This window comes from Capnocytophaga sp. H4358 (assembly GCF_002302515.1).
Lineage (GTDB): Bacteria > Bacteroidota > Bacteroidia > Flavobacteriales > Flavobacteriaceae > Capnocytophaga > Capnocytophaga canis.
On sequence record NZ_CP022380.1, the window covers coordinates 55,147 to 67,399 of the forward strand.

9 protein-coding genes are annotated in these 12,253 nt (G+C 34.7%); 5 read left to right on the top strand and 4 right to left on the bottom strand.

Features of this window, described 5'->3' with window-relative positions:
* Nucleotides 1–10: 10 nt before the first annotated feature.
* The 5 genes from CGC49_RS00230 (at nucleotide 11) to CGC49_RS00250 (ending at nucleotide 6,061) form a co-directional block, all read left to right on the top strand.
* Nucleotides 11–730 (top strand): DUF4369 domain-containing protein, encoded by a 720-nt coding sequence (locus CGC49_RS00230; protein WP_095911587.1) that lies wholly within the window; start codon nucleotides 11–13, stop codon nucleotides 728–730.
* 5 nt (nucleotides 731–735) lie between these two features.
* Nucleotides 736–1,428 carry an NAD-dependent deacylase gene (locus CGC49_RS00235; protein WP_095893098.1) on the top strand — a complete coding sequence of 231 codons (693 nt, stop codon included), beginning with the start codon at nucleotides 736–738 and terminating at the stop codon, nucleotides 1,426–1,428.
* A 108-nt stretch (nucleotides 1,429–1,536) separates the two neighbouring features.
* Entirely contained in the window at nucleotides 1,537–2,010 is a 474-nt protein-coding gene (locus CGC49_RS00240) for a Dps family protein (RefSeq protein ID WP_042005975.1), read from the top strand.
* A gap of 185 nt (nucleotides 2,011–2,195) precedes the next feature.
* Nucleotides 2,196–2,864 carry a PAS domain-containing protein gene (locus CGC49_RS00245; RefSeq protein ID WP_042005977.1) on the top strand — a complete coding sequence of 223 codons (669 nt, stop codon included), beginning with the start codon at nucleotides 2,196–2,198 and terminating at the stop codon, nucleotides 2,862–2,864.
* 434 nt (nucleotides 2,865–3,298) lie between these two features.
* Nucleotides 3,299–6,061: a sodium-translocating pyrophosphatase gene (locus CGC49_RS00250; protein WP_095893099.1), complete on the top strand. Its 2,763-nt coding sequence runs from the start codon at nucleotides 3,299–3,301 to the stop codon at nucleotides 6,059–6,061.
* A 161-nt stretch (nucleotides 6,062–6,222) separates the two neighbouring features.
* On the opposite strand, the gene recG is transcribed toward CGC49_RS00250, so the two are convergent.
* The 4 genes from recG to CGC49_RS11365 all read right to left on the bottom strand — a co-directional run bounded on the left by recG (nucleotide 6,223) and on the right by CGC49_RS11365 (nucleotide 12,198).
* Nucleotides 6,223–8,343 (bottom strand): ATP-dependent DNA helicase RecG, encoded by a 2,121-nt coding sequence (gene recG, locus CGC49_RS00255; protein ID WP_095911588.1) that lies wholly within the window; start codon nucleotides 8,341–8,343, stop codon nucleotides 6,223–6,225.
* A 34-nt stretch (nucleotides 8,344–8,377) separates the two neighbouring features.
* Entirely contained in the window at nucleotides 8,378–9,634 is a 1,257-nt protein-coding gene (locus tag CGC49_RS00260) for a dihydroorotase family protein (RefSeq protein ID WP_095911589.1), read from the bottom strand.
* Nucleotides 9,635–9,736: 102 nt separating this feature from the next.
* Nucleotides 9,737–10,630, bottom strand: a complete 894-nt coding sequence (locus tag CGC49_RS11360) for a response regulator (RefSeq protein WP_369801092.1) — start codon at nucleotides 10,628–10,630, stop codon at nucleotides 9,737–9,739.
* Nucleotides 10,615–12,198, bottom strand: coding sequence for a sensor histidine kinase (locus tag CGC49_RS11365; RefSeq protein WP_369801093.1), 1,584 nt, complete (start codon nucleotides 12,196–12,198; stop codon nucleotides 10,615–10,617). Before CGC49_RS11365 ends, CGC49_RS11360 begins: the two co-directional genes overlap by 16 nt.
* Nucleotides 12,199–12,253 lie beyond the last annotated feature (55 nt).

Here is a 12,253-nt window from a genome sequence, read left to right on the forward strand (position 1 = left end):
TTATATGTATATGAAAAAAATAATCTTTTTAATTAGTGTGCTGTTAGCTATAGGTTGCTCAAATTCAGGAGGTAACGAAAAAACAATGATTGTTCAAGGAAATGTTGAAGGACTCAAAAAGGGAACAATTTTCTTACAACAATTTGATGGTGAGAAACTCGTAAATATAGATTCTGTCGAAGCCAAAGGAAGCGGAGAATTTACATTTAAAAAAGAAATATTATCTCCTGAAATATTTTATATTTTTTTAGATTTAGGAAAAAACCAAGACCAGACTTTTGGTGATCGTTTGGCCTTTTTTGGAGAACCAACTACCATTACAATTAATAGTAAACATGAACTTTTTGACATTCATGCTAAAATTGAAGGTTCGGAAAGTCAAAAATTATGGGAAGAGTATTCAAAGAACATTCGTAAATTTAATATACGTAACTTGGAATTGTTGGAGATACAATTAAAATCAATTAAGGAGGGATATCAACCAAAGGCAGATTCATTAGCTAAAATCATAGAAAAGAATCAGTTAAGAAGACATTTGTATGCGTTGAATTTTGCGATAACCCATGGCGATTCACACGTTGCTCCCTATATTGTACTGACAGATGTGCCTGATACGAACGTAAAATACTTAGATTCAGTATATAATTCACTTACCCCAGAGATTACAGCCGCAAAATACGGCAAGGAATTGAAGGAATACATCAATAAGGTAAAAGAAAAAAATCAGTAATTTTTATAATGAAGAAGAAAATTGTCGTACTCACAGGAGCAGGTATCAGCGAGGAAAGCGGTATCAGAACGTTTCGTGATGCCAATGGTTTATGGGAAGGACATGATGTGATGGAAGTAGCATCTCCCGAGGGTTTTTCTAAAAATCCTTCATTGGTATTGGAGTTTTATAACCAACGTAGACGACAGCTTAAAGAGGTTAAACCTAACAAAGCACATCAGTTGTTAGTTCAGTTAGAAAATGAGTATGATGTTGTAATTATTACACAAAACGTAGATGATTTGCACGAACGAGCAGGAAGTTCCAATGTCATACATCTCCATGGAGAACTATTAAAATCAAGAGGCGTAGATAATGATGCAGAGATTTTCGACTGTCAGGATGATATTCTTCTCGGAGATTTGAGTCCATCGGGAGTGCAATTGCGTCCGCATATTGTTTGGTTTGGAGAAGATGTTCCTTTAATAACAAAAGCGATTGAGCAGGTGGAAACTGCTGATATTTTCCTGATTGTAGGAACCTCACTGCAAGTCTATCCCGCCGCAGGATTGATACACTATACGCAACCAAAAACTCCCGTGTACTATGTAGATCCATTTCCACAGATTCAGTCTAATAAACAGCTGACAGTAATAGCACAGAAAGCATCTTCAGGAGTACAAAAAGCAATAGAAACAATCAAATCACATATTATCTAATATGGGTTCCTCTATATCAATATAAAAAAAATCAATAGAGAAAGTATGTTTTCAAAAATAAATAACACTACCTTTGCAAAAGAAATCAAAATGTAAATAAAAAGGATTATGAATTATAATGTATTAGGACTTGAAAAGTCAAAAGCAGAAAAAGTAGCCAATGAATTGAACGTTTTATTAGCAAATTTCCAAACTTATTATCAAAATTTGAGAGGTTTGCATTGGAATATCAAAGGAAAGAATTTTTTTGTACTTCACGAGAAATTTGAGGAACTCTATGATGGAGTGCAATCCCAAATCGATGAGATTGCAGAGCGCATTTTAACCTTAGGATTTACACCTTTACATACATTGGAGGCATACGTTAAACATTCAACAATTACTGTTGGAAAAGATGTTTCCGATGATGTTGAGGCAGTTAAATTGGTTATCAATAACTTAGCTGAATTATTGAAGTTTGAACGAGGTTTGTTAGAAACTTGTAATGAAGCAGAAGATGAAGGAACCATAGGTTTGGTAGGTGGATTTATTCCTGAGCAAGAGAAAACGATTTGGATGTTAAGAGCTTACATCAATGCGTAAAATTATAAAAACTATCTAAAAAAACTTTTTAGATAGTTTTTTTTGTTTACTGATAATCAGTTGAATAATTCAAAAAAATATGTTGCAACAAAAAAATATTTTTCTCTTTCGTTTTTTAGTAATTTAATTTTTTATATTCTGAATATATTTTTGTACATTTGTATCGGATTATAAAAGAAAAAATTATGTCAGAGCAAGTAAATAGACCAACTCCTGTTAATGAGGAGATTGCTTGGGATAAAACAAGGACGATTGTCAGCACCACTGATAAATTCGGTACTATTACCGATGTGAATCAAACGTTTTTGGATGTTTGCGAATATACTCCTTCTGAGCTGTTGGGTAAACCACACAACATTATTCGCCATCCTGATATGCCTAAAATCATTTTTAAAATCACTTGGGATAATATTAATGCGGGTAGAAATTTTCACGCTATTATCAAAAATTTGACCAAAACAGGAAAATACTATTGGGTGATTACAGATTTTGAGGTAGGAAGAAATATCTTAGGTGAGGTTGTTAGCATCATGGCAAGACGAAGATCTGTACCTGAACATGTGATTAAGGAACATATAGAGCCTCTTTATCAGACTTTATTAAAGTTAGAGAAGATCGGAGGTATGGAATTGAGTAACCGTTACTTCAAAGGATTCCTAGAAAAGCATGGCAAATCATACATAGAATTTATTATGGACATCATGGATGAAAATAATAAAGACATTCGTTTTGAACATGAAGGAGGCGATAAGAGCATTACCACTGAAGAAATTTCTGATGATATTTTCAGTGAAGAACGAGGTGAACTATCGAAACGTAAAAGTTTCTTCGCTCGTTTGTTTGCAGCAAATTAAAATTATCCATACTCATTGAACGAAAAGGTTGTTAGGTTTTTTCCTAATAGCCTTTTCTTTATTTACTTTCATTTCATAGAATTATTTGATATTTGTATTTTTATAATAGCTTGTATCAAGTTACATAATGAAAATTTCAAAATGAATGTATGTTTTTTTTGAAAATTATTTTCCAATCTTTGCTTTATAATCTTCTATTTTCATGTCTTTTTGCTAATATAAGTGAATATATTTATTGAAAATTAAAATAAGAATTTATTAATAATCAAATTATTAGATAAGATTTACACTGGTAGATGTTAGATAAAAGATTCTGAAATGCTTTCTATATACTTTCGAGATAATGTTAAAATTTAAGATTTTCTTTTCAATTTGATTTTAAAATAGTATTTTTACCCCCATAAACAATCAATTTTTTAGTAATTTATTTTTATATGGAAAAATACATAATTTATCTTCCTTTAGCTCTGGCAATTGTAGGGCTGTTGTTTATGATTTCCAAGTCATTGTGGATTAACAAGCAAACCACAGGCACGGAACGAATGAAAAGTATTTCTGAAAAAATTCAAGAAGGAGCAATGGCTTTCTTGAATGCGGAGTATCGTATTTTGGCTATTTTCGTTATCATTGCATCTGTAGCTCTTTTTGTGGTTTCCCGAATGGTTGAAACTTCGCACTGGCTCATTGTGGTTGCTTTTGTTTTTGGAGCGTTATTTTCTGCTTTAGCGGGAAACATAGGTATGCGAATAGCTACTAAATCCAACGTACGCACTACAGAAGCTGCTCGTACCAGTTTGCCAAAAGCATTAAAAATTTCTTTCGGCGGAGGAACAGTAATGGGCTTAGGAGTAGCAGGTTTAGCTGTTTTGGGGCTTAGTTTGTTCTTCTTGATTTTTATAAACATATTCATCACCGAAGGAGGTAATTTCTACAATGAAATGACTATCGTTTTAGAGGCTTTAGCTGGATTTTCATTAGGAGCTGAGTCTATTGCGTTATTTGCTCGTGTGGGTGGAGGTATCTACACTAAAGCGGCGGACGTAGGGGCTGACCTTGTGGGTAAAGTAGAGGCTGGAATTCCCGAAGATGATCCTCGAAACCCAGCTACTATTGCTGATAACGTAGGTGATAACGTAGGTGATGTGGCAGGTATGGGAGCTGACCTCTTTGGTTCCTATGTTGCAACTGTTTTGGCTTCAATGGTACTTGGTAACTACATTATCAAGGATATTTCAGAAGCTACTGGCATAGCTTATACTGATAATTTCAATGGATTAGGGCCTATTTTACTCCCTCTTGTGATTGCAGGAGTTGGAATCATAGCTTCTATCATTGGAACATTCTTCGTAAGTATTAAAAATAATGAGGCGAAAGAAAAACAAGTACAGCAATCGTTGAACATGGGGAACTATGTAGCATTAGCATTGACCCTCATATCTTGTTGGTTTTTGATTGATATAATGCTTCCAGATACTATTCAAATGAAATTCTTTGGAGAAGGGGTTAAGGAAATTGCAAGTAGTAATGTGTTTTTTGCAACCGTAGTAGGTTTGGCTGTAGGATTGTTGATTTCTGCCTTTACTGAACATTTTACGGCATTAGGTAAAAAACCTGTTTTGAATATAGTTCAAAACTCTTCAACTGGAGCGGCTACCAACATCATCGCAGGTTTGGCTACGGGTATGAAATCTACTTTTTCATCAGTGCTATTGTTTGCTGTGGCAATTTGGGGGTCATATGAATTAGCCGGTTTCTATGGTGTTGCGATTGCAGCCTCAGCAATGATGGCTACTACGGCTATGCAGTTGGCTATTGATGCTTTTGGGCCTATTGCAGACAATGCAGGAGGTATTGCTGAAATGAGTGAATTACCAAAAGAAGTACGCCAACGCACTGATATTTTAGACTCAGTAGGAAATACTACAGCTGCGGTTGGTAAAGGATTTGCTATTGCTTCAGCTGCACTTACGGCATTGGCGTTGTTTGCAGCTTACGTAACTTTTACAGGAATCGACGGAATTAATATATTTAAGGCAGATGTATTGGCAGCTTTGTTTATTGGAGGTATGATTCCAGTAGTATTCTCCGCTTTAGCTATGCAATCAGTAGGAAAGGCTGCAATGGATATGGTACAAGAAGTTCGCCGTCAGTTCCGTGAAATTCCAGGAATTATGGAAGGAACAGGAACACCTGAATACGGAAAATGCGTGGATATATCAACCAAAGCAGCTCTTCGTGAAATGATGCTTCCTGGAGCTATTACAATTATCACGCCTATCGTTATAGGATTTGTAATGGGGGCAGAGGCCTTAGGGGCATATATGGCAGGAGTAGCTGTTTCAGGGGTGCTTTGGGCTATTTTCCAAAATAATGCTGGAGGAGCTTGGGATAACGCTAAAAAATCATTCGAAGCAGGTGTTGAAATCAATGGGAAAATTGAGAAAAAAGGTTCAGATGCTCATAAAGCAGCCGTTACGGGAGATACTGTAGGAGACCCTTTCAAAGATACCTCAGGACCTTCGATGAATATTTTAATAAAACTAACCTGTCTGGTAGGTTTGGTTATTGCTCCTATACTGGGGGGACACACTACTACTGTAGTAGCTGAAAATAAAGTTATGGAAAAAAATGTTCCTGTAACTGAAATCGAAAATAAGCAAGATGTTACTACAAGTAATTTGGACGAAGGCTTGTTAGATGCTTACGGAAATTACAAATACAACGTAGGGGAAATCACTCCTTTGCAGTTGTCTGAAATTTCAGCAATAAATGTAGGAATAAATTCTTCAGAGAGAAAAATCGTAAATCTTTTATTGGATGAAAATTTCGATGTAGAAAGAGACTCAAAACAAAACTGGATTACGTTGGATCGTGTTTTTTTTAAATCAGGAAGTGATGAACTTATCGAAGAATCGGAAGAGCAATTGAAAAATATCGCTATGATTTTCAATACTTTCCATAAAGCAGGACTTCGTATAGGTGGGTACACTGACAATTCAGGAAATAATGAAAAAAATATAGAACTATCAGCTAAAAGAGCTGAGGTTGTAAAAGCTAAATTGATAGCTTTGGGGGTAAATCCTTCACAACTTAGTTCTGCAGGTTATGGTTCAGAACATCCTATTTGTCCTGAAAATGACACACCTGAGTGTAAAGCAAAAAACAGACGTGTAGATGTTCGTTTGACTTCCAAGTAAGTGTTCATATTATTCGAAAAAAGGAGAATTTCAAAGAGAAGTTCTCCTTTTTTTGTTATATCTTCAAGATTGGATATTCTTAAAAAAAGTCAATGTGGTAAAAAATACTGCTTTTTTACCACATTGACTTTCATCACATTGTCTATTTTAAAACTATTATTCTAACTGATATGCGTCCAAATATTTTTGTACTTGTGTAATTGTGTCAGCGTGTATGCTACCATTCTATTTTCGTTTTTTTGAATGTAAGGGTCGCTCCTGAGTAAATCGATTGCTTGATAACGAGAAGCTTTCAAGATGGATTGATCCTTTACAATGTCTGCGATTTTTAGGTTAAGTACACCACTTTGTTGAGTCCCCATCAAATCACCTGGCCCTCGTAATCGTAGATCTACTTCGGCAATTTCAAATCCATCATTGGTGTTCACCATCGTTTGCATACGTGTTTTAGAATCACTACTTAACTTTTCTCCTGTCATTAAAATACAAAAACTATGTTCGCTACCACGTCCGACACGTCCACGTAGCTGATGTAACTGCGATAGTCCAAAACGCTCCGCACTTTCAATGACCATTACGGAAGCGTTTGGTACATTTACCCCCACTTCGATTACTGTTGTTGCTACCATTAATTGAGTTTCACCTCGAACGAAACGCTCCATTTCTGCATCCTTTTCAGAAGGCTTCAATTTTCCATGGACGATAGAAACTTTGTATTTTGGTAAAGGAAATATGGATGAAATTAGTTCATATCCTTCTGTAAGATTTTTAAAATCAACAGATTCTGATTCTTCAATAAGAGGATAAACAATGTAAACCTGTCGTCCTTTATCGATTTCCTTTTTGATGAATTCGTACACTTCAGCCCGTTTATTTTCATAGTAGTGTATAGTTTTAATCGGCTTTCGTCCTGGTGGGAGTTCATCAATTACGGATATGTCTAAATCACCATATACACTCATAGCTAATGTACGTGGAATTGGAGTAGCTGTCATTACCAAAATATGAGGAGGTATGTAATTTTTTTGCCATACTTTGGAACGTTGTGCCACTCCAAAACGATGTTGCTCATCGATGATTGCTAATCCTAAGTTATTGAAAATTACCTTATCTTCAAAAATAGCATGTGTACCTATTAATATAGAGAGTTCGCCGTTTCTCAATGTTTCGGTTATGGTTTTACGCTCTGAAGTTTTCGACGAACCTGTCAATAGAGCTACTTTAATGTTCGTTTTCTTTAATAATTCGCTGATTCCCAGATAGTGTTGATTTGCTAAAATTTCAGTTGGGGCTACTAAACACGCTTGAAAACCATTATCCACAGCTAACAACATTGACATTAGGGCAACAATGGTTTTTCCTGATCCTACATCACCTTGCAACAGTCTATTCATCTGTGAGTAGGAACCCATATCTTTTCGAATTTCTTTTAAAACTCTCTTCTGTGCGTTGGTGAGAGGAAATGGTAGATGGTTATTATAGAAGTCCATAAAATATTTTCCTACTTTTTCAAATGGAAATCCTTTTATTTTTTGTTTATGTAGAAAATTTTTCTGAACCAGTTGTATTTGAATGTAAAATAGTTCTTCAAACTTGAGTCGTAAGGTAGCCCTACTTAGTAATTCTTGGTTTTTTGGAAAGTGAATATTGTGTAGAGCCTCTTTTTTGGATATTAAATTCAAGGAGTTAAGGATATTTTCGGGTAAATTTTCGTAAAAAACATCACCTACTTGTTCAAAAATATGTAAAATCAGTTGACGGATGACCTTGTTTGTTATGCCTCGCTTTACTAATTTTTCGGTAGAAGGGTAGACAGGTTGAATACTGTTTCCCATAGTTTTGTTATAATCGGTTATCAAGTCCATTTCAGGATGTGGCATCGAAAACGCTCCATTGAAAACATTTGTTTTCCCGAAAATTACGTAAGGCTCATTGATTTTCAGGGAGTCCCGAATCCATTTTACACCCTTGAACCAAACTAATTCAATGCTTCCTGTGTCGTCCACAAAGGTTGCCACCAAACGATCTGCATTTTTTGAGGCGTTTGAGCTTACTGTTTTTATATGTACAATTTTTCCAATTATTTGTACTTCAGTAGTATTATTAACGTAAAGTTCGTTGATTTTGTAGAATTTAGTACGGTCTATATACCGATAAGGAAATAAATTAAGTAAATCCTGAAATTGAAATATTCCTAGTTCACTTGACAATAAATCAGCTCGTTGTGAACCAACTCCTTTCAGATAAGCAATGGGTGTATGTAAAACTTCTGGATTGTTCATGCTAATTTAGGTCATTATTGTAACAATAAGGAATCTAATTAACCTCGTTGATCACTGCTTTGCCATTAGCAATACATCCAATAACTTTTCCTTGAAGGGTTTCTCCTAAGAAAGCGGAATTATGAGAACTTGATAAAATATGCTTATTTTCAAATAGATAAGTTTCATCTGTTCTAAATATTGTGATGTCAGCTTGTTGGTTTTCTGCAATGGGCTGGGTTTCAATTCCAAATCGTTGACGAGCAGCGGTAAGTAGTTTAACAGCTTTTTCTAAAGGGACGTATTGATTTAAAATTCCGAAAATCGTCTCCAAGCCAATTGTTCCATAGGAAGCATGATCAAACTCTTTAAATTTACATTCAATGTCTAATGGAAAATGGTCTGAGGTTATAAAATCGATAGTTCCATCGTTGAGAGCTTCTCGCAAAGCGACTACCGTTTCCATATCTCGCAATGGAGGTAACACCTTAAAGTTCGTGTCAAAACTCGTCAGTACACTATCATCAAAATGAATGTTATGAATTGCTACACTGCAAGTTACGTTTAATCCTTTGGACTTAGCTTCCCGAATCATTACCACTGATTTTTTGGATGATATCGTCGGTATATGTAATTTTCCACCCGCATACTCTAATACTGCTAAGTCACGAGCCACACATAATTCCTCTGCCAATGCAGGAATGCCTTTTAAACCAAGTTTAGTGGCTGAAATGTGTTCATTCACAACACCTTTTCCCATTATTTTGCTGTCATTCGGAAATGAAATTACAATTCCGTCAAAGACTTGTGTGTATTGCAACGCTATTTTCAATAGATTGTTATTACTAATAGCTTTTTTGTAGTCCCCAAATGCTACCGCCCCTCCGTTTTTCATATCGAACAATTCGGCGAGTACTTCTCCTTTGCTTCCTTGTGTTAAAGCACCGATGGGATGTGCTGTAGTTAACTCGTTTTTTGTTTCATTTTTCAGATATAAAACAGCTGACTTTGTATCAGTTATAGGATTTGTTGCAGGGTTTATTAGCACATGTGTAAAACCACTTTTTGCAGCTGTTTGCATTCCGTTTGTTAAAGTTTCACGCTCCTCATAGCCTGGCTCTCCAAAACAAACACTGCTGTCTGCCCATCCCGATGAAACATATACATTTTCGATGACAGTATCCACTTTTTCAGTAGATAAGTTAGGAGCTATTCGGGTAATAACTCCGTTAGTAATTAGGATATCATTTGTTTTTTGGTGAAAAACACTCTTTGGGTCAATGACAACGGCTGATTTTAGTAAAATATTCATTTCGATATGCGTATTAACTTCATTCCTTGTAGGGAATATCTGGATGTTCGATGTGCAAAAATAAAATTTTGGCTCGAATTATACAATTATGCTTTTATCTTTTTATGAATCTTGCAACAACTGTTTGCAATATTGGTCAATAGCAGGTTTACAATCATGAATAAATAAACGTTCTATTTCCTGTATTTTGAGATTTATTTCTGCAGGATTTTCTTCGGAAATTTCTTCCAATTGTCGTAGCAATATCACCTCGCGAGTCGCTTGGATTTGTCCGAACATACTCAACATTTTGTGAGCAATGGCTCGTATTTTTTCGTAATCCTGAGTATCGGAACAAGATTTTAGAGTCGCTATATTTTCAAAAGTATCCTTACAAAAATTTTTGTAGATGGTAATAATTTGCTCTTTATCATCTCCCATAAAATCTTCTAATGAATTGATTTTGTATGTTTTATCATTTGTAAGGATAGATGGAGATGTTTGTGTGTTTATCCTTGGAAAGAACTCTTGCAGCTTTTCGTAGAACTGGGTAGGTGAAAAAGGTTTGTGTAACACTCCTGAGAATCCACTTTGTACATAGAAGTCATTTGGCACATCTTTACGTCCTGTAATGGCAAGTACAGGGATGCTCTTACCGTACTTTTCATTGAAAAGTGTAACAAAGTGAAACCCATTCATTTCTGGTAATTGAATATCTGTAATTACCAAGTCAAAATTTAGGGTTTCCATGTTAGTAATGGCGTCTTTACTGTTGTCAAACACAAAAACCCCAATATTTTTCTGTTTGCAAAGTTCTTTCATAAGTGACAAAATATTCGTGTCATCGTCAATAATAACAATGTTGATATCATCAATTGCTTTTTCAGACATTTCAACAACAGTGTCTGCTTGTAAAGGTTGTTCTGAAATTTTACTGGTAACGAACGTCAATGTGAATGTACTTCCTTTGTTTTCTTGACTTTCGAGCGTGATATTTCCTTTTAAGAGTTGTGCCAATTTTGAGAAATATGTAATCCTAAACCAGATCCGCCATATTGTTTTGATACCTCTTGATTGGCTTGTGTAAATTCGTCGAAAATATGTGCTTGTTGTTCTTTTTTGATACCTATTCCTGTATCCGATACTGAAATTGAAATTTCGAATTTGCTGTTATCTATCTGTTTTTCAGTGGTTGTAATGCGTATTTTTCCTTTATCAGTAAATTTGAAAGCATTTGAAATCAAGTTGTAAAGGATTTGTTTAATACGATAAGGGTCGCTTGAAAACCATTGATATTGAACGTTTTCAGAAAAATTAAATATTAGTTCAACAGGCTTTGATTTATGGATGGAATATATATTTGTCGCAACTTCTTCAATGAGTTCTGAAACGTTCAATGGGACTTTTTCTAAGCTAATTTTCCCTGCTTCAATTTTGGAATAGTCTAATAATTCATCTACCAATTTAGTGATATAATCAGAGGCATGTTTGATATTTGACAGATAATTTTTTGTTTTTTCATTTGTACTTTGATTATCAAGTAATTCAGTGTATCCTATAATGGAACTCAACGGAGTACGAAGATCATGACTTACCATTGAGATGAGTTGTTCGCGGCTTTTTAAAAGTCGTTTATTTTTTAAGTTTGCTACCTCTAATTTCTGACGTATACGTTGTATTTTCCAAAAATCATTGATAACGATGAATGAAAATACCACCATTAGTAAAAGAGCTATAACGTATGATATTGTTAAAAAAGAACGGCTTTTTTCAAAAACAGCCTGTCGTTGTTCGTTGAACTCTTGAGCACTTTTGAGTATATTATCTTCAATATCAGAAAGTAACTGATGTAATTTATCCGATAAAAGATTGTCAGTATGCCAAAGTGTATGAATTTTTTCACTTTGTTGATCTTTATATTTGATGGTTTCTTCATGTACTTTGTTGAGTAACTGTAAGGTTTCTAACACCGTGTTGTCAAATTTTTGCTGACTGCGTGTTGGAGGAATTTTAATGTTTTTATATTTCTGAATGATAGAGGCGTAAGAGGTTCCTGTTGATAAGGTTTGTTGTGACTTCGATGCTGTCCGTTTTTTTTTGGCTATTGCATTGTCGTTCAATAGGAAATATCCCAATGTGGGTTCCAAACTTGATAATTTTTCAATAGCATTGCGGATGATTACGGATGAACTATCACTGCTTTGTAAAATTTTAAGTTCTTGCAAATTTTCGCTTTTTAATTCCAATAAAATTTGCACTGAATCAAACAAAGAAACATACGAACTGTTTTTAACTTCTTTTTTAAATTTTATGATGGAGTCTTGCAAGGCATAATTTCGGTCTAAAAAAAAGTTCAAAGCCTCTTCATCATCGGTTCGGATAGCAATTTTTCCAGCACTTTCAGTTTCGTTCATTAAAGTGAGTATTTTGCTTATTTTTAGAACTTTACGTCGTTCATAAATGCCTTCTTCTTCCAAAAAAGTTAGCTTTTGAATTTGATTGTAAATAATGTATCCCGTGATGAACGAAACACTGATTAACAGTACGTATCCTAATATAATTTTAAAAATAATTCTTGATTTCATTTTGATATCGAAACGTTATTGCTCAACTGTAGGTTCAACCCACAAAATTACTATT